16 protein-coding genes are annotated in these 17,526 nt (G+C 61.2%); 5 read left to right on the forward strand and 11 right to left on the reverse strand.

The genetic code is table 11. From position 1 onward, the window contains the following. Window positions 1-41: 41 nt before the first annotated feature. Window positions 42-803, reverse strand: a complete 762-nt coding sequence (locus AC1Z1G_RS23570; protein WP_483622687.1) for a YdcF family protein — start codon at window positions 801-803, stop codon at window positions 42-44. Between the two features lie 124 nt (window positions 804-927). Further along, window positions 928-1,248 carry a hypothetical protein gene (locus tag AC1Z1G_RS23575; protein WP_483622688.1) on the reverse strand — a complete coding sequence of 107 codons (321 nt, stop codon included), beginning with the start codon at window positions 1,246-1,248 and terminating at the stop codon, window positions 928-930. Window positions 1,249-1,517: 269 nt separating this feature from the next. Between AC1Z1G_RS23575 and leuS the strand changes: the two genes are divergently transcribed. From leuS to AC1Z1G_RS23600, 5 genes are all read left to right on the forward strand, one after another. Continuing rightward, entirely contained in the window at window positions 1,518-4,124 is a 2,607-nt protein-coding gene (gene leuS / locus AC1Z1G_RS23580) for a leucine--tRNA ligase (protein WP_483622689.1), read from the forward strand. A gap of 89 nt (window positions 4,125-4,213) precedes the next feature. Continuing rightward, on the forward strand, window positions 4,214-4,819 hold the full coding sequence (locus AC1Z1G_RS23585; RefSeq protein ID WP_483622690.1) for an LPS-assembly lipoprotein LptE: 606 nt from the start codon (window positions 4,214-4,216) through the stop codon (window positions 4,817-4,819). A gap of 39 nt (window positions 4,820-4,858) precedes the next feature. After that, window positions 4,859-5,896: a DNA polymerase III subunit delta gene (holA, locus tag AC1Z1G_RS23590; protein WP_483622691.1), complete on the forward strand. Its 1,038-nt coding sequence runs from the start codon at window positions 4,859-4,861 to the stop codon at window positions 5,894-5,896. A 223-nt stretch (window positions 5,897-6,119) separates the two neighbouring features. Next, window positions 6,120-6,275, forward strand: coding sequence for an alternative ribosome rescue factor ArfA (gene arfA / locus AC1Z1G_RS23595; RefSeq protein ID WP_483622692.1), 156 nt, complete (start codon window positions 6,120-6,122; stop codon window positions 6,273-6,275). Window positions 6,276-6,337: 62 nt separating this feature from the next. Continuing rightward, window positions 6,338-7,660 carry a lytic murein transglycosylase gene (locus AC1Z1G_RS23600; protein WP_483622693.1) on the forward strand — a complete coding sequence of 441 codons (1,323 nt, stop codon included), beginning with the start codon at window positions 6,338-6,340 and terminating at the stop codon, window positions 7,658-7,660. 158 nt (window positions 7,661-7,818) lie between these two features. On the opposite strand, the gene AC1Z1G_RS23605 is transcribed toward AC1Z1G_RS23600, so the two are convergent. From AC1Z1G_RS23605 to mrdA, 9 genes are all read right to left on the reverse strand, one after another. Further along, window positions 7,819-8,766, reverse strand: coding sequence for a S66 peptidase family protein (locus tag AC1Z1G_RS23605; protein ID WP_483622694.1), 948 nt, complete (start codon window positions 8,764-8,766; stop codon window positions 7,819-7,821). Between the two features lie 173 nt (window positions 8,767-8,939). Beyond that, window positions 8,940-9,965 carry a lipoyl synthase gene (gene lipA / locus AC1Z1G_RS23610; protein ID WP_483622695.1) on the reverse strand — a complete coding sequence of 342 codons (1,026 nt, stop codon included), beginning with the start codon at window positions 9,963-9,965 and terminating at the stop codon, window positions 8,940-8,942. 1 nt (window position 9,966) lies between these two features. Next, on the reverse strand, window positions 9,967-10,614 hold the full coding sequence (gene lipB, locus AC1Z1G_RS23615) for a lipoyl(octanoyl) transferase LipB (RefSeq protein WP_483622696.1): 648 nt from the start codon (window positions 10,612-10,614) through the stop codon (window positions 9,967-9,969). Then, window positions 10,614-10,889 (reverse strand): DUF493 domain-containing protein, encoded by a 276-nt coding sequence (locus tag AC1Z1G_RS23620; protein WP_347902201.1) that lies wholly within the window; start codon window positions 10,887-10,889, stop codon window positions 10,614-10,616. Before AC1Z1G_RS23620 ends, lipB begins: the two co-directional genes overlap by 1 nt. 80 nt (window positions 10,890-10,969) lie before the next feature. Then, on the reverse strand, window positions 10,970-12,127 hold the full coding sequence (locus tag AC1Z1G_RS23625) for a D-alanyl-D-alanine carboxypeptidase family protein (RefSeq protein ID WP_483622697.1): 1,158 nt from the start codon (window positions 12,125-12,127) through the stop codon (window positions 10,970-10,972). 320 nt (window positions 12,128-12,447) lie between these two features. Then, a complete protein-coding gene (locus AC1Z1G_RS23630; protein WP_483622698.1) occupies window positions 12,448-13,458 on the reverse strand; it encodes a septal ring lytic transglycosylase RlpA family protein in 1,011 nt (336 codons plus the stop codon). Then, a complete protein-coding gene (gene mltB, locus AC1Z1G_RS23635; RefSeq protein ID WP_483622699.1) occupies window positions 13,458-14,468 on the reverse strand; it encodes a lytic murein transglycosylase B in 1,011 nt (336 codons plus the stop codon). The genes AC1Z1G_RS23630 and mltB overlap by 1 nt, the downstream gene beginning before the upstream one ends. 17 nt (window positions 14,469-14,485) lie before the next feature. Continuing rightward, window positions 14,486-15,589 (reverse strand): rod shape-determining protein RodA, encoded by a 1,104-nt coding sequence (gene rodA / locus AC1Z1G_RS23640; RefSeq protein WP_483627978.1) that lies wholly within the window; start codon window positions 15,587-15,589, stop codon window positions 14,486-14,488. 31 nt (window positions 15,590-15,620) lie between these two features. Beyond that, entirely contained in the window at window positions 15,621-17,516 is a 1,896-nt protein-coding gene (mrdA, locus tag AC1Z1G_RS23645) for a penicillin-binding protein 2 (protein ID WP_483622701.1), read from the reverse strand. Window positions 17,517-17,526 lie beyond the last annotated feature (10 nt).

The raw sequence follows: 17,526 nt of genomic DNA on the forward strand, positions 1-17,526 counted from the left end.
GGAGCAAGCTCCCTCGCCACAGGTCCGGGGTATCGACCCGACTATCGATAAAACAGCGAATACCCGACCTGCCCCACCGCTTCGTTCAACAACTGCCCCGACTGCCAGATCGACTTGAACTCCGGCATCCAGCCGCCCAGAGGGCGCGCGTTATCCACACCCAGAAAACCCACCGGTGCCGGCACCACGGTAAAACCTGCCTGCTCGAAACTCCAGACGCTGCGCGGCATGTGCCAGGCCTGAGTCACCACCACGATCCGTTTGATCCCCTCCGGCAGCAACATCTGGGCAGTGAACTGCGCGTTCTCCCAGGTGGTACGGCTACGCCCTTCTTGCCAACGAACGGTCACGCCGAAATCGTCCAGCAATGAATCCGCCATCAGTTTCGCTTCAGTCGGTGGCGTGCCGTAGTGCAGCCCTCCAGTGGTGAGAACCGGCAGCCCGGACGCCTTGGCCAACCGCGCCGCATAACGCTCGCGCTCCAGGCCCACCCCCGTCGGCTGATCAGCGCCCCACGCCAGGTCGCCACGCTCGCGCCCAGAGCCCAGCACCACAATTGCATCGGCACGCTGGGCCAGCGTCGCCCACTCACTACGGGGCAAGGGCGGCTCCTGCTCAAGGGCGTGCGCCCCCCACTGCACCATCACCGGCAAACTCATCAACCAGAAGCCACCCGCCCCCAACGCAAAACACACGCCTGCAAGGCGCGGTCTTGAGCGGCGCAACCACCAGGCGAACAAAAGCAGCAGCAACAAAATGCCGGGAGGCAAGAGAAGTTGTTTGATGAAATAACGAAAAGGCATCGAGCATCTCCAAAGATGCCCGAAGCCTAAGAGGGTTGAAGCAAAGCGACAACAAATGCATCAGACTTTTCTAACAAACAGCCTTTACTGCTGACGTCAGGTGCCCGCACAGGGCAACGCCGACTTATTTGAACTGCAGGGACCGGACCCTTACCGCGCCGCCGACAGGTGCCTTGTCTTTCAACCAGATGATCTTCGCCGAGCGCTGCGCGCCGGCCTGTTTTGCTTCTTCTATCAAGCATCCTTGCGCCTCACGTTCACTACGGTCCAGATAGGCCTCGATCAGTGCGAACTCGGCACTGCTCAACCCGCGAAGCTCCAGTTCGACAGGGCGCTCATCGCGTAACCGGCCAGCCGTTTTTGCTGCGTCCAAGGCAACGCCCAAGCGCTCTATCAGCCTTTCGTACAACTCGGGCTTCGTGACTTTTCGTTGTGACTCAACCATCCCTCACCTCATTGAAAGTAAGACTCACTCCCCATTTAGAGCTTAGCTTCGCTGAGCAAACCGGTCTGGCGCCGCGACCAACGGCCCTCGGCTCGGTTGACAGGACGTAATCAGGGTTTCCCTAGGCCGAGCGCGGTCATGTATGCTACGGCGCTTCCTGTAACTCCACTTCCAGCTCGGCTGGGCATCGAAACGCCCTTCTGGCGTCCTCACCGCCCACCGTTGCATTGAAGAGGATTAGGCCACCCCTATTCAGTACAAAAGTAGCCATGCACGAACACTATCAGCCCCGTGAAATAGAAGCCGCCGCCCAGTCGTTCTGGGATGAGCAAAAGTCCTTTGAAGTCAGCGAACAGCCAGGCAAGGAAACTTTCTATTGCCTATCGATGTTCCCTTACCCCAGCGGCAAGCTACACATGGGGCACGTGCGCAACTACACCATCGGCGACGTGATCTCCCGCTATCAGCGCATGCAAGGCAAGAACGTCCTGCAACCCATGGGTTGGGACGCCTTCGGCATGCCGGCGGAAAACGCCGCGATGAAGAACAACGTCGCACCGGCCAAGTGGACCTACGAAAACATCGCCTACATGAAAACCCAGCTGCGCAGCCTGGGCCTGGCGGTGGACTGGTCGCGCGAAGTCACTACCTGCAAGCCGGATTACTACCGCTGGGAACAATGGCTGTTCACTCGCCTGTTCGAAAAAGGCGTGATCTACCGTAAAAACGGCACCGTGAACTGGGACCCGGTCGACCAGACCGTCCTGGCCAACGAACAGGTGATCGACGGTCGCGGCTGGCGCTCCGGCGCGCTGATCGAAAAGCGCGAAATCCCGATGTACTACTTCAAGATCACCGCCTACGCGGATGAGCTGCTGGAAAGCCTCGACGAACTGACAGGCTGGCCTGAACAGGTCAAGACCATGCAGCGCAACTGGATTGGCAAATCCCGTGGCATGGAAGTGCAGTTCCCGTACAACGTCGACTCCATCGGCGAAACCGGCACACTGAAAGTCTTCACCACCCGTCCGGACACCCTGATGGGCGCGACCTACGTTGCCGTGGCTGCCGAGCACCACCTGGCCACCCTGGCGGCGCAGAACAACCCCGAGCTGCAAGCGTTCATCGCGCAATGCAAGGGCGGCAGCGTTGCCGAAGCCGACATGGCGACCCAGGAGAAAAAAGGCCTGCCGACGTCGCTGTTCGTCGAGCACCCGCTGACCGGCGAAAAACTGCCGGTGTGGGTCGCCAACTACGTGCTGATGCACTACGGCGACGGCGCGGTCATGGCGGTTCCGGCTCACGACGAACGTGATTTCGAATTCGCCCACAAGTACAACCTGCCGATCAAATCCGTGGTGCGCACCAGTTCCGGTGACGAAAACCCGGCGCCATGGCAAGACGCTTACGGCGAACACGGCACGCTGATCAACTCCGGCGAGTTCGACGGCCTCGACTTCGCAGGCGCATTCGACGCCATGGAAGTCGCCCTGATCAAGAAAAACCTCGGTGCCTCGCGCACCCAGTTCCGCCTGCGCGACTGGGGCATCAGCCGTCAGCGCTACTGGGGCTGCCCGATCCCGATCATCCACTGCGATACCTGCGGTGACGTGCCGGTGCCGGAAGACCAACTGCCTGTCGTGCTGCCGGAAGACGTCGTACCGGACGGCGCCGGTTCGCCATTGGCGCGCATGCCCGAGTTCTATGAGTGCAACTGCCCGAAATGCGGCCAGCCTGCCAAGCGCGAAACCGACACCATGGACACCTTCGTGGAGTCGTCCTGGTACTACGCCCGCTACGCCTCGCCACACTATGAAGGCGGCCTGGTAGAAAAATCAGCGGCCGACCACTGGCTGCCGGTCGATCAGTACATCGGTGGTATCGAACACGCCATTCTTCACCTGCTGTACGCGCGTTTCTTCCACAAGCTGATGCGTGACGAAGGCCTGGTGAGTTCCAACGAGCCGTTCAAGAACCTGCTGACCCAGGGCATGGTGATCGCCGAGACTTATTATCGTCGCGAAGCCAACGGCGCCTACACCTGGTTCAACCCGGCGGACGTCGAGCTTGAGCGTGACAGCAAAGCCAAAGTGATTAGCGCCAAGCTGATTGCGGACGGCCTGCCGGTGGAAATCGGCGGAACCGAGAAGATGGCCAAGTCAAAGAACAACGGCGTTGACCCACAGTCGATGATTGACCAGTTCGGCGCAGACACCTGCCGCCTGTTCATGATGTTTGCCTCGCCACCTGACATGAGCGCGGAATGGTCCGACTCCGGCGTCGAAGGTTCGCACCGCTTCCTCAAGCGCGTCTGGCGCCTGGCTCAAGCGCACGTCACTCAGGGCCTGCCGGGCAAACAGGACATCGCCAGCCTGAACGACGAGCAGAAAGCCATTCGGCGTTCGATCCACCAGGCCATCAAGCAGGCCAGCCATGACGTCGGCCAAAACCACAAATTCAACACCGCCATCGCCCAGGTGATGACGCTGATGAACGTGCTGGAAAAAGCCGCGCAAGACACCGAACAGGACCGCGCACTGGTTCACGAAGGCCTGGAAACCGTGGTCCTGCTGCTGGCGCCGATCACCCCGCACATCAGCCACGAGCTGTGGCATCGCCTGGGTCACGCCGACCCGGTGATCGACGCAGGCTGGCCGGTGCTGGACGAGAGCGCTCTGGTGCAGGACAGCCTGCAACTGGTCATTCAAGTGAATGGCAAGCTGCGCGGCCAGATCGAAATGCCAGCCAGCGCCAGCCGCGAAGAAGTCGAAGCCGCCGCACGTGCCAACGAAAACGTGCTGCGTTTCGTCGATGGCCTGACTATTCGCAAAGTGATCGTAGTGCCCGGGAAACTGGTCAACATCGTCGCGAGCTAATTGGATCAGGCGCCAGGGTACAGACCTGGCGCCGCACAAACCTTTCGGGCCTTCGATAAGGCCCACATGGTTTCAAGGGGAGCAACAAGATGATCAAACGCAACCTGCTGGTGATGGGCCTCGCGGTACTGTTGAGCGCCTGCGGCTTCCAGCTGCGCGGCACCGGCACCACCGAACTGGCGATCAAGGAACTCGACCTGAGCGCCCGCAATGCCTACGGCGAAACCGTGGTGATGCTTCGTCAGGTAATGCAAGGCAGTGGCGTTAACGTCCACGCCGGCGCACCTTACAAACTGATCTTGACCGACGAACAGGAAACCCGACGCAGCCTCAGCTATTCCGGTGCCGGTCGTTCGGCGGAAAACGAGCTGACCAGCGTTCTGAACTTCCAGATCCTGAGTCACGACAACCTTGTGTTGCTCACTGACAAGCTGCAAGTGCAGAAAGTGTACATGCAGGACGGTAACAACCTCGTCGGGTCCGACCAGCAAGCCGCCGAAGCGCGCAAGGAAATGCGTCGCGACCTGGTGCAGCGCATGATGTTGCGCCTGCAACTGATCACGCCGACTCAACTGGAGCAATTGCAGCAAACGGCAGAAGCCAAGGCCAAGGCAGAAGCCGACGCCCTGGAAGCCGCGCAAAAGGCTGAAGCGCAAACGCCGCGCCAGTCGCCTCTGCAAATTCCGACCGAGTAAGCCATGCGGGGCGCACCAGCGCCCCGCTCGCCCCGCCTTATGAAACTCGCGCCCGCCCAACTCGCCAAACACCTGCAAGGTAACCTCGCGCCTGTCTACATCGTCAGCGGCGACGACCCGTTGCTCTGTCAGGAAGCCGCCGACGCCATTCGCGCCAGCGCTCGCCAGCAAGGTTTCGACGAACGCCAGGTATTCAGCGCCGACGCCAGTTTCGACTGGGGCACGTTGCTGCAAGCCGGTGCCAGCATGTCGTTGTTCGCCGAAAAACGCCTGCTGGAGTTGCGCTTGCCGTCTGGCAAGCCGGGGGACAAAGGCGCCGCAGCGTTAATCGAATACTGTTCGCGCCCCGCCGAAGACACCGTGTTGCTGATCAGCCTGCCCAAGCTCGATGGCAGCGCGCAGAAAACCAAGTGGGGCAAGGCGCTGGTCGAAGGTTCGCACACCCAGTTCGTGCAGATCTGGCCCGTGGATGCCAACCAGTTGCCGCAATGGATTCGTCAGCGTCTGTCCCAGGCCGGCCTCGCCGCCAGCCAGGATGCCGTTGAACTGATTGCGGCACGGGTAGAAGGCAACTTGCTGGCGGCAGCCCAGGAAATCGAAAAGCTCAAGCTGATGGCCGAGGGTGGCCAGATCACGGTCGAAACGGTGCAAGCTGCAGTCGCCGACAGCGCGCGGTTCGATGTCTTCGGATTGACCGATGCGATTCTGAACGGTGAAGCCGCCCACGCGCTGCGCATGCTCGAAGGCTTGCGCGGCGAAGGTGTCGAACCGCCAGTGATTCTCTGGGCACTGGCGCGAGAGCTGCGACTGCTGGCCAACCTGTCGCTGCAATACAGCCAGGGTGTGCCATTGGACAAGGCGTTCAGCCAGGCTCGACCGCCAGTCTGGGACAAACGCAAACCACTGATGAGCAAAGCCCTGCAACGTTACTCGACACAGCGCTGGGCGCAATTGCTGCTCGAAGCGCAACGCATCGACGCACAAATCAAGGGGCAGGCCGCCGGATCACCGTGGATGAGCTTGAGTCGCCTGGCATTGTTGATGGCCGGTCAGCGCCTGACCTTGCCGGCCGAGTAAGTCTTTCTGTGGCGTGGGAGCTTGCTCCCGCCGGGTTGCGAAGCGACCCCCTGAATTCTTTCAGACATACCGATTCGCTTGGATTTACGACTGCTTCGCAGCCGAACGGGAGCAAGCTCCCTCGCCACAGGCCGTCATTTCCTACACATCGTGGGACTAGACAGATCCCTGACTTAGGCAGATTATTTGCCCCGCAAACCCCACCTCCACGAGAGAAACGCCCATGAGCAAAAACAAGCGGCCCAACAAGGCCAAATCCATTATCGCCCAGCCACTGTTCCGTAGCCGTCAGGAACCCGCCGGCAAGGGCAAAGGCAGCTACCGCCGCGAAGCCTTCCAGTCTAAAAGCTGGGAGGCTTCTTACTTTCTGGCCGCCTAAAGCAAACACCCCCCTCCCCGTGATAAGGTCCCTCCCTGAATTCGTATTCTCTGGACCCGTGCATGCCCTTTTGTAACTCCCGCCGTTGGCACCTGCGCCAATTGATGACTGCCGCAAGCCTTGTTCTGCTGGTTGCCTGTGCGGAAAAACCGACCGCCGCCGACGCCCAACCTCTTCAGACCGTTCCTTCCGTCCCCGCACCCGCCGTGATTCCTCCGGTGGTGCCAACAGGCGAGAACCTGGAGATCCAGCCGACCCAGACCTTCGCCGAATGGCAGGCAGGTTTCCGTAAGGACGCCCTGGCCGCCGGTATCCGCGCTGATCTGTTCGACCGCGCCTTCGCCGATGTAACGCCCGACATGAGCGTCATCAAGGCCGACCGCAGCCAACCTGAGTTTTCCCGCCCGGTGTGGGAATACCTCGACGGCGCCTTGTCGCCCGTGCGTGTGCGTAAAGGTCAGGTGCTGATCAATCAATACGCCGACACCCTGCAAAGCATCGAGCAACGTTATGGCGTGGATCGTCAGGCGCTCGTGTCGGTCTGGGGCATGGAAAGCAACTTTGGGCAATTCCAGGGTAACAAGTCGGTGATCCGCTCGCTGGCAACCCTGGCTTACGAAGGCCGCCGCCCGGGCTTCGCCCACGCCCAATTGCTGGCCGCCCTGCAAATCCTGCAACAAGGTGATATCGAGCCCGAGAAGATGCTCGGCTCCTGGGCAGGTGCCATGGGCCAGACCCAGTTCATCCCGACCACCTACAACACCCATGCCGTGGACTTCGATGGCGATGGTCGCCGCGACATCTGGGGCAGCCCGGCCGACGCCCTCGCATCCACCGCGCACTACCTGCAAAGCTCGGGCTGGCAGCGTGGGCAACCGTGGGGGTTTGAGGTGCAGTTAGCGAAAGGTTTCGATTACTCGCTGGCCGACGGCGCGACCCGCAAGAGCGTTGCCGAGTGGATGCAACTGGGCCTGACCCTGCCCAACGGCGCCAACGTGCCGGCCGGCTCCGAACACCTGTCCGCCGCCCTGCTGTTGCCGGCAGGTTATCGCGGCCCGGCGTTCCTGGTCCTCGACAACTTCCGCGCCATTCTCAAGTACAACAACTCGTCGTCCTATGCGTTGGCCGTGAGCCTGTTGTCGCAACGTTTCAGCGGTGCGGGCCTGATCAACGGCGAGTGGCCGAAAGATGACCTGCCGCTGAGTCGCAGTGAACGGATTGAATTGCAGAACCTGCTGAGCACCCATCAGTACGACGCCGGGACGGCCGACGGCATCATTGGCGCCAACACCCGCAAAGCCATTCGCAGCGCTCAGCAGTCGTTTGGCTGGCCGGCTGATGGCTACCCGACGCACAAGTTACTGGAAGGCCTTCGTAACCGCTGAGGCTCGGCCTCAATCTGTGGCGAGGGAGCTTGCTCCCGCTGAGGTGCGAAGCGCCTCCAATTGGGTAAATGCGCAGTACCTGCAAGAGCCCGTTGACCGAACGACGACTGCTTCGCAGCTGAGCGGGAGCAAGCTCCCTCGCCACAAAAGCCACGCGCCTAGCGAACGACCACATCCTGCTCCAGCCACAACTCTTTGCTCCCCGCATCCAACCTGACCAATGCCCCCATGGGCAGCGTCAGGTTCGGGTCGCAATGGCCGCTGCGCCAACCGGCCAATACCGGAATACAGAACGGTTCAAAGGTTTGCTTGAGCAGCCGCGCCAACGCATCAGCGTCCACCCCCGCCACATCCCCCACCAGCACGCCCCGCAATTGACTCAACTTGCCGGCCAGGCGCAGGTGCGTCAGCAGCCGGTCGATACGGTAGAGCGGCTCGTTAACGTCCTCGATGAACAGAATGACCCCGTCGGCATCGATTTCGAAGGGTGTGCCCATGGTCGCGGCAATCATCGAGAGGTTACCGCCGATCAACCGCCCACGGGCGATGCCTGGCTCAATCGTGGCCAAGGGGTAGGCCACCGGGTGCGCGAGCATGCTGCCGGCCTTGAGCTGGCCCCTGAGCAGGCTGAACATCGCCGACTCGGTCGGTTGCTGTTTGTCACCCAACAGGTCGGCGTTGAGCATCGGCCCGTGGAAGGTCACAAAGCCCGCATAACGGCTGATCGCCAGATGCAGCGCCGTGATGTCGCTGTAGCCGACAAACGGCTTGGCGTTGCGTCTCAGCAAGTCATAGTCGATCCGGTCGAGCAGCCGCGGGCTGCCATAACCGCCGCGCAGGCAGAGAATGGCGTCGATTGCCGGGTCGGCAAAAGCGTCGTGCAGGTCCTTGAGGCGCACCGCGTCGCTGCCCGCCAGGTAGCCGTCACTCTCTGCCACCCCTGGGAAAATCTTCAGCGAGTAACCGCGGGCACGCATCCACTGAAAGGCCTTGTCGGTGTCCAGTGGTGCCGGCCCTGCGGGGGCAATGACGCCGATCCGTCCTTCGACGGGCAACGCCGGAACCGGGGTGTGTTCACAAATAAGGTGAGGCGAACGAGCGCTCATCCATGATTCTCCCTGCGTAAAGGTATCAACGCACAGTAGACGCGATTGTTTGCAAACAGAAGAGGGTCAGCCGCCCCACAGGGTGCAGGAAAAGACTGAAGGTGAGGTAGCACCGAGGTCAGCGCCGGAAAACAAAAATGCCCGCAAGGTGTAAGCCTTGCGGGCATTGCGGGTCAGGACGACATCAACTCGGCCTTGACCAGTTTCGCCTGTTCATCGGCGTGGTACGAGGAACGTACCAGCGGGCCCGACGCGACGTTCTTGAAGCCCATCTTGTAACCTTCCTCGGCGAACCAGGCGAAGGTGTCCGGGTGCACGAAACGCTGCACCGGCAAGTGGCTGCGCGACGGTTGCAGGTACTGGCCCAGGGTCAGCATGTCGATGTCGTGTTCGCGCATGCGCTTCATGACTTCGATCACTTCTTCGTCGGTTTCGCCCAGGCCCAGCATCAAGCCGGACTTGGTCGGAATGTGCGGCATCATCTGCTTGAAGCGTTGCAGCAGGGTCAGCGACCACTGGTAATCGGAGCCCGGACGCGCAGCCTTGTACAGGCGCGGCACGGTTTCCAGGTTGTGGTTGAACACATCCGGTGGCTCGGCCGCGGTGATTTCCAGCGCTACGTCCATGCGGCCACGGTAGTCCGGGACCAGGGTTTCAAGCTGAACGTTCGGCGACAGTTTGCGGATCTCACGGATGCAGTCGGCAAAGTGCTGGGCACCGCCGTCACGCAGGTCGTCCCGGTCAACCGAGGTGATCACCACGTACTTCAGGCGCAGGTCAGCGATGGCGATGGCCAGGCTTTGCGGCTCATTGACGTCCAGTGGCTTCGGACGACCGTGGCCCACGTCGCAGAACGGGCAGCGACGGGTGCAGATGTCGCCCATGATCATGAAGGTCGCGGTGCCACCGGAGAAGCACTCGCCCAGGTTCGGGCAGGACGCTTCTTCGCAGACGCTGTGCAGCTTGTGTTTGCGCAGCAAAGCCTTGATGCGGTCGACTTCCGGGGAAACCGGAATGCGCACGCGAATCCAGTCGGGTTTTTTCGGCAACTCGGTGGTCGGAATGATCTTCACCGGAATGCGCGCAACCTTCTCGGCGCCCCGCAGCTTGACGCCCGCCTCAACTTTCGGACGGGGGGCGCGCTCGGATACATCCAGCGTCGGGATCAGGGTTTGCACAGCGTCTTGCGCAGTAGTCATATCAGTCGATTCCGCCCGTTAGGGTCGTCTGCTCAGCATAGTCGAGGTGTTTGACGAGCTGCGCACGCAGCCGGGCACTTACCTCGGCAAATTCAATCGGCCCGGTGTGATCACGCAGCTGGGTCATTGCCAGCCCGGCGTAGCCACAGGGATTAATCCGTCGAAACGGCTCCAGGTCCATATCCACGTTCAGGGCCAGGCCATGAAAGGAGCAACCGTGGCGGATCCGCAGACCCAGCGAAGCGATTTTCGCCCCGTCGACATACACGCCCGGCGCGTCGGGCTTGGCCACGGCAGTAACGCCGTAACTGGCCAGCAACTCGATCAGGCACTGTTCCATGCGGCTGACCAGGTCACGCACACCGAAACCCAGTTTGCGTACATCCAGCAGCAGGTAGGCGACCAACTGGCCGGGGCCGTGGTAGGTCACTTGACCGCCACGGTCGGCCTGCACCACCGGGATGTCGCCGGGCAGCAGCAAGTGCTCGGCCTTGCCAGCCTGCCCCTGAGTAAACACCGGCAGGTGCTCGACCAGCCAGATTTCATCGGGGGCCGTACTGCCGCGCTCATTGGTAAACCGTTGCATGGCCTGCCAGACCGGCTCGTAAGCCATCTGGCCGAGCTCGCGAAAGCCGAGCGGTTCGGACATCACAGCACCATGTGTACGAAACCGGTCGCTCGCAACTCGCTGTTGATGTCGTACAGCTGCTCTTGGCCGGTGGCGATGATGTGCAGCTGGATGGTCGTGTACTTGCCATTGGTACTCTGGCGCTCGGCCAGGGTCTTATGGTCAACGGTGGCATGCTTCTCGAGGATCGCGATGATCGTGTCCTTGAAACCCACGCCGGTGTCGCCGATCACCTTGATAGGGTAATCCGCGCAAGGGAATTCGATCTTTGGCGCCTTTACTTCTGTGTCTGTCATGGCGTAACGGCCTCGTAAGCCGTGGCGACGGACATGCCCCCCACCCTACATCAGGGAGAGGGGCATGCAGGTCGACAATATCAGTTGAATAAGCCGAAGAAGAATAGACGGATGCTATCCCACATGCGGCGGAAGATACCACCCTCGTCGACCGCGTCCAGAGCGATCAGGTTGGCGCTGTGCACCACTTTGTCGTCCAGTTTCACTTCGACTTTACCAATCACGTCGCCCTTGGCGATCGGCGCGACCAGTTGCGGGTTCATGGTCATGCTGGCAGCGAGCTTTTTCAGCTGGCCTTTTGGCAGGGTCATGGTCAGGTCTTCAGCCAGGCCAGCCTTGACCTGGTTGGTGGTGCCTTTCCAGACCGGAGCCTGGGCCAGCTCTGCGCCCTTCTGGTAGAAGGTCTGGGTTTCGAAGAAGCGGAAACCGTAGGTCAGCAGCTTCTGGGTTTCAGCAGCACGGGCGGATTCGCTGTTGGTGCCAAACACCACGGCGATCAGGCGCATGCCATCACGTACGGCCGAGGACACCATGCAGTAGCCGGCCTCGTCGGTGTGACCGGTTTTCAGACCGTCAACGGTCTTGTCGCGCCACAGCAGCAGGTTGCGGTTCGGTTGCTTGATGCCGTTCCAGAAGAACTCTTTCTGCGAGTAGATCGCATAGTGAGCCGGGTCTTCGTGGATGATCGCGCGAGCCAGTACGGCCATGTCGTGAGCCGACGAGTAGTGCTCAGGGTTCGGCAGACCGGTCGGGTTCATGAAGTGGCTGTTGGTCATGCCCAGATCGGTAACGGTCTTGTTCATGATGTCGGCGAACGCGTCTTCGCTGCCGGCGATGTGCTCGGAGAGCGCAACGCTGGCGTCGTTACCCGACTGGATGATGATGCCGTGCAGCAGATCGCTGACCGTCACCTGCGAGCCAACCTTGATGAACATCCGCGAACCGCCGGTACGCCAGGCGTTTTCGCTGACGGTAACCGGATCGTTCTCGCCGATCTGGCCGCGACGGATTTCCAGGGTCGCGATGTACGCGGTCATCAGCTTGGTCAGGCTGGCCGGTGGCAGGCGCTGGTCACCGTTGTTCTCGACCAGCACGTTACCGCTGCTGGCGTCCATGAGCACATAGGCTTTGGCGGCCAGTTGCGGGGCAGACGGCATCATCTCGACCGCGAAAGCGGCAGGCGAGAGGAGCAGCGGGACTAGCAGGCACAGGCGTTTGGCAAAGGTGGTGATGTTCATCCGTCTCTCGAAATCGCTAATGGAAACTGCCCTACGGGCAAAACTAATCAGACAACCCAGGTTCCGCACGAAACCTGCCTGCGCGTCGACCAGACTGCGTTAAAAACAGGCTCGGAATGCTCATTTAGGACCCTAAACTCCGCTTCCTCGCCTGTTTTTGCCTTGCCTGGTCGCCGCTCGGCGAGCTTTCGTATCGGAACCCGACAATTGTCGCGTGTTCAGTTGTTCACTCTCTGACCCTTGCCGGGCTTTTGTTGTTCGACGAGCCAACAACCAGGTTCACCCCCCAAACCGCAAGCGAACCCTGAATCAGGTATTACTTATTCGGCGGTGACCAGGCTCGGCGAGCCGAGATTGGCCAGGCGCACGCTGTTCTGCACTTGCTGGATTTCACCCTGTGAACCGATCGGCCCCAGGCGAACCCGGTGCAGCGTCTGTTGATTGCGCACGATCGAGCTGATGAACACCGGAGCGCTCACCATCCCGCTGAGCTTCGATCTCAGGAGTTCTGCAGCGTCCGGGTTGGCGAACGCGCCCACCTGCAGATACTGGCCAGAGGCTGGTACAGAAACGTTTTTTTTTGCATCCATCTGCACAGGCACGATGGCCGCGGCGTGTTGCTGCGGCGGTGGCGTCCATTGCTCGACGGTGCCGGTCGATGCAGTGATCACCGGCGCAGCATTTTGCGCGACCTGCGGCTCGTTAAGCATCAACGGTGCCGGGCGACCTTTCTGGGCCCACCATGTCTGCGGGTCGATGCCTTCGACCTTGACCCGCGCGGTGCCGGTCTCGGCGTAACCGAGTTTCTTGGCCGCCGCGTAGGACAAATCGATGATCCGGTCCGAATAGAACGGCCCACGGTCGTTGACCCGCAGGATCACCGTGCGGTTGTTGTCCAGGTTGGTCACCCGAACGTAACTCGGCAGCGGCAGGGTCTTGTGCGCGGCACTCATGCCGTACAGGTCATAGACTTCGCCGTTGGCGGTGTTCTGGCCATGGAACTTGGTGCCGTACCAGGACGCAGTGCCCGAGGCCACGTAGGTCTTGGACTCTTGCATCGGGAAATACGTCTTGCCCAACACGGTATACGGGTTGGCTTTATACGGGCCGGTGTGCAGGGTCGGGGTGGCGTCCGGGATGCGCGAAACATCGACGTCCCACCACGGCGCGCCATCCTTGTGGGCCCGGTTGATGTCCAGGCCCGGCATGGCACGTACGCCGGCGGTGGATTTTTGCTGGGGGGCGCGACTGGTCGAACAACTGACCACGAGCAACGACAACGCGGCGAAAGCCACCAGCTTCAGGGGTTTGCGGATTGGCGATGCCAGCATTACTTGACGCCCCGTGCTTGGACCAGCATTTCAGACAACTGATGTACAGCCATGGCGTACATCACGCTGCGGTTATAACGCGTAATCGCGTAAAAATTCTTCAGGCCCATCCAGTATTCAGGGCCATTGTCACCTTCCAGACGGAACGCGGTGACCGGCATATCGTCGCGCAGCGCATCATGACTCGACCAACCCAGGGCTCGCAACTCCCCGACGGTTTTCGTCGGTTCGATGCCCGTGGTCAGACCTTCGTCGACCCGGTCGCCGCGAACATCGGCGCGGCTGACCACAGGCAAGCCGGCTTCCCAGCCGTGACGTTTGAAGTAGCTGGCGACGCTGCCAATGGCATCGTCCGCGTTGGTCCAGATATTGATGTGACCATCGCCGTCAAAATCCACCGCGTAGGCGCGAAAACTGCTCGGCATGAACTGCGGCAAGCCCATGGCGCCGGCGTACGAGCCTTTCAGCGTCAGCGGGTCGACCTGCTCTTCGCGGGCCAGCAACAGGAACTCGCGCAACTCCTTGCGGAAAAACTCGGCACGAGGAGGATAGTCGAAGCCCAGCGTGGAGAGCGCGTCGATTACCCGATAATTGCCGGTATTGCGCCCGAAAAAGGTTTCAACGCCGATGATCGAGACGATCACCTGAGCCGGCACGCCGTATTCCTGCTCGGCACGGGCCAGCACGGCTTCGTGCTGACGCCAGAAATCCACACCGCGCGCGACTCGCGCGTCGGTGAGGAACATGGGCCGGTATTCCTTCCACTGCTTGACCCGCTCGGCAGGCCGGGAAATCGCGTCGAGGATCGACTGCTTGCGCTCGGCTTCGCGGAACACGCCCATCAGCTGTTCACCGGCAAAACCGTAGTCGCGGGTCATCTCACCGACGAATTCGGCCACTTGGGGCGAGCCTTCATAATCGCCGGCCAGCGCTTCCTGCGCCACACCAAGGATGCTTACCAGGCCGACCCACGGAGCGTATCGAGTCGCCCAGCCACGCATTACGTGCATTGAAATCTTCACCTTATTCAAACCTGCGCGATCCACTTACGATGGGTATGGATCGACATCAAAACCCCAAACGCTGACAGCAGCGTCACCAGCGAAGTTCCTCCGTAGCTAATGAACGGCAACGGCACCCCCACAACCGGCAACAGGCCACTGACCATACCGATGTTGACGAAAACGTAAACAAAAAACGTCATGGTCAGCGCGCCGGCCAGCAATTTGCCGAACAACGTCTGCGCCTGGGCGGTAATCACCAGGCCGCGACCAATCAACAACAGGTAAATCAACAGCAAGGCGCAAATGCCCACCAGGCCGAACTCCTCGCCCATCACCGCGATGATGAAGTCGGTGTGGCTTTCGGGCAGGAAGTCCAGGTGCGACTGGGTACCGAGCAGCCAGCCCTTGCCGAACACACCGCCGGAGCCGATGGCGGCCTTGGACTGAATGATGTTCCAGCCGGTGCCCAGCGGATCGCTCTCCGGGTCGAGGAACGTCAGGATTCGCTGCTTCTGGTAGTCGTGCATAATGAAGAACCACATGGCGATGGCCACGGGCACGGCCGCCGCCACCACGCTGAGGATCCAGCGCCAGCGCAGCCCGCCCATGAAAAGCACGAATGCACCACCCGCCAGAATCAGCAGCGATGTACCGAGGTCAGGCTGACGCACGATCAGAATGAACGGAATGCCGATCAAAATCAGGCTGACACCCACGTGCTTGAGCTGCGGCGGCAGGCTGCGCTTGGCCAGATACCAGGCAATGGTTGCAGGCATGATGATCTTCATGAACTCCGAAGGCTGGAAACGAATCACCCCCGGGATGTTGATCCAGCGCGTGGCGCCCATGGCGTTGTGGCCCATGATGTCCACCACCACCAGCAACACCACGCCGAACACGTAGCCCAGCGGCACCCAACGGGCCATGAACCGCGGTTCGAACTGGGCGATGACAATCATCGAGACCAGGCCGATACCGAAAGACGTCGCCTGTTTGGCCAGCAGGTCCCAGCTCTTGCCGCTGGCCGAATACAGCACGAACAGGCTGCCGGCGGCGAGGATCAGCAACAGGACCAGCAACGGGCCATCAATGTGCATGCGCTGCAACAGTGTCGCGCGGCGACGCATCACATCCTCGCTGGAGAGGATGCGATCAAAATTACTCTTCACGGGCCGTAGCCTCCGCGCTGATAGGGCTGGCGTACTCGGGCTTGAGTCGGCCGTCCTGGCCCAGGAGCCAGGCATCCATGATTTGACGCACCACCGGCGCGGCAACGCCGGAACCGGATTCACCGTTCTCGACCATCACCGCCACGGTGATCTTCGGGTTATCGGCCGGCGCAAAACCGACGAACAAGGCGTGGTCGCGGTGGCGTTCCTGAACCTTGGAGCGGTCGTACTTCTCGCCCTGCTTGATCGCGACCACCTGGGCCGTACCCGACTTGCCGGCGATCCGGTACTGCGCGCCGATGGCCGCTTTACGGGCGGTGCCTCGGGCACCGTGCATCACTTGCTGCATGCCGTGGTTGACCTTGGTCCAGTCCGACGGGTCGCGCAGGACGATGTCCGGCATCGGGTTTTCATCCACCGGTTTCTCGCCTTCGATGGTCTTGGCCAGGTGCGGACGGTTCCATTTGCCCTTGTTCGCCACCAGCGCGGTGGCCTGGGCCAGTTGCAGCGGCGTGGACTGCATGTAGCCCTGGCCGATCCCCAGAATCAGGGTTTCACCGGGGAACCAGGCCTGACGGCGGGTAGCGCGTTTCCACTCGCGGGACGGCATCAGCCCCGGCGACTCTTCGAACATGTCCAGCGAGACCTTCTGGCCGATGCCGAACTTGCCCATGTACGCCGACAACCGGTCGATACCCAGCTTGTGCGCCAGGTCATAGAAATAGGTGTCGTTGGAACGCATGATCGCCGTGTCCAGGTCCACATAGCCGTCGCCGGTGCGGTTCCAGTTACGGTATTTGTGATCGTAGTTGGGCAGCATGTAATAGCCGGGGTCGAAAACCCGGCTCGATGCGGTCACCACACCCGAGTCCAGCCCGGCAATCGCCACGGCAGGCTTGATGGTCGAACCCGGCGGGTACAGGCCGCGCAACACGCGGTTGAACAGCGGCCGGTCGATGGAATCACGCAACTCGGCGTACGCCTTGAAGCTGATGCCGGTGACGAACAGGTTCGGGTCGAAACTCGGCTGGCTGACCATCGCCAGCACTTCGCCGGTGTTAGGGTCCAGCGCCACCACGGCGCCACGACGACCACCCAGTGCGGCTTCGGCGGCTTCCTGCAATTTGATGTCCAGGCTCAGGACGATGTCCTTGCCGGGAATCGGATCGGTACGCTTGAGCACACGCAATACGCGGCCCCGGGCGTTGGTCTCGACTTCTTCGTAACCGACCTGACCGTGCAACTCCGGCTCGTAGAAACGTTCGATGCCGGTCTTGCCGATATGGTGGGTGCCGCTGTAGTTGACCGGATCGAGGGACTTGAGCTCTTTTTCGTTGATCCGCCCCATGTACCCGACCGAGTGCGCAAAGTGCGCGCCCTGCGGGTAATGACGCACCAACTGCGCGACCACTTCAACCCCCGGCAACCGGAACTGGTTCACCGCGATCCGGGCGATCTGTTCTTCGGTCAGTTCGAACAGGATCGGCACCGGCTCAAATGGCCGGCGCCCCTGCTTCATGCGTTTCTCGAACAGCACCCGGTCTTCCGGCGTGAGCTGAAGCACCTCGACGATCACGTCGAGCACTTGTTTCCAGTCACCGGAGCGCTCGCGGGTCATGCTCAGGCTGAAGCTGGGCCGGTTATCGGCCACCACCACGCCATTGCGGTCGAAGATCAAACCGCGCGTCGGCGGAATCGGCTGTACGTGGACGCGGTTGTTTTCCGACAGGGTCGAGTGGTACTCGTACTGAATCACCTGAAGGAAATACAGCCGCGCGATCAGCACGCCGATCAGCGTGACCACTGTAATTGCCCCGAACACGACCCGGCCGCGCACCAGACGGGCGTCTTTCTCGTGGTCCTTGATGCGGATCGGCTGGGACATTTAAGGGCTA

The organism is Pseudomonas sp. JL27(2026), assembly GCF_056933555.1.

Bases quoted from the DNA above. Each gene is read 5' to 3' on its own strand.
- AC1Z1G_RS23570 (WP_483622687.1), bottom strand. From the start codon at position 803: ATGCCTTTTCGTTATTTCATCAAACAACTTCTCTTGCCTCCCGGCATT.
- AC1Z1G_RS23575 (WP_483622688.1), bottom strand. From the start codon at position 1,248: ATGGTTGAGTCACAACGAAAAGTCACGAAGCCCGAGTTGTACGAAAGG.
- leuS (WP_483622689.1), top strand. From the start codon at position 1,518: ATGCACGAACACTATCAGCCCCGTGAAATAGAAGCCGCCGCCCAGTCG.
- AC1Z1G_RS23585 (WP_483622690.1), top strand. From the start codon at position 4,214: ATGATCAAACGCAACCTGCTGGTGATGGGCCTCGCGGTACTGTTGAGC.
- holA (WP_483622691.1), top strand. From the start codon at position 4,859: ATGAAACTCGCGCCCGCCCAACTCGCCAAACACCTGCAAGGTAACCTC.
- arfA (WP_483622692.1), top strand. From the start codon at position 6,120: ATGAGCAAAAACAAGCGGCCCAACAAGGCCAAATCCATTATCGCCCAG.
- AC1Z1G_RS23600 (WP_483622693.1), top strand. From the start codon at position 6,338: ATGCCCTTTTGTAACTCCCGCCGTTGGCACCTGCGCCAATTGATGACT.
- AC1Z1G_RS23605 (WP_483622694.1), bottom strand. From the start codon at position 8,766: ATGAGCGCTCGTTCGCCTCACCTTATTTGTGAACACACCCCGGTTCCG.
- lipA (WP_483622695.1), bottom strand. From the start codon at position 9,965: ATGACTACTGCGCAAGACGCTGTGCAAACCCTGATCCCGACGCTGGAT.
- lipB (WP_483622696.1), bottom strand. From the start codon at position 10,614: ATGTCCGAACCGCTCGGCTTTCGCGAGCTCGGCCAGATGGCTTACGAG.
- AC1Z1G_RS23620 (WP_347902201.1), bottom strand. From the start codon at position 10,889: ATGACAGACACAGAAGTAAAGGCGCCAAAGATCGAATTCCCTTGCGCG.
- AC1Z1G_RS23625 (WP_483622697.1), bottom strand. From the start codon at position 12,127: ATGAACATCACCACCTTTGCCAAACGCCTGTGCCTGCTAGTCCCGCTG.
- AC1Z1G_RS23630 (WP_483622698.1), bottom strand. From the start codon at position 13,458: ATGCTGGCATCGCCAATCCGCAAACCCCTGAAGCTGGTGGCTTTCGCC.
- mltB (WP_483622699.1), bottom strand. From the start codon at position 14,468: ATGCACGTAATGCGTGGCTGGGCGACTCGATACGCTCCGTGGGTCGGC.
- rodA (WP_483627978.1), bottom strand. From the start codon at position 15,589: ATGCGTCGCCGCGCGACACTGTTGCAGCGCATGCACATTGATGGCCCG.
- mrdA (WP_483622701.1), bottom strand. From the start codon at position 17,516: ATGTCCCAGCCGATCCGCATCAAGGACCACGAGAAAGACGCCCGTCTG.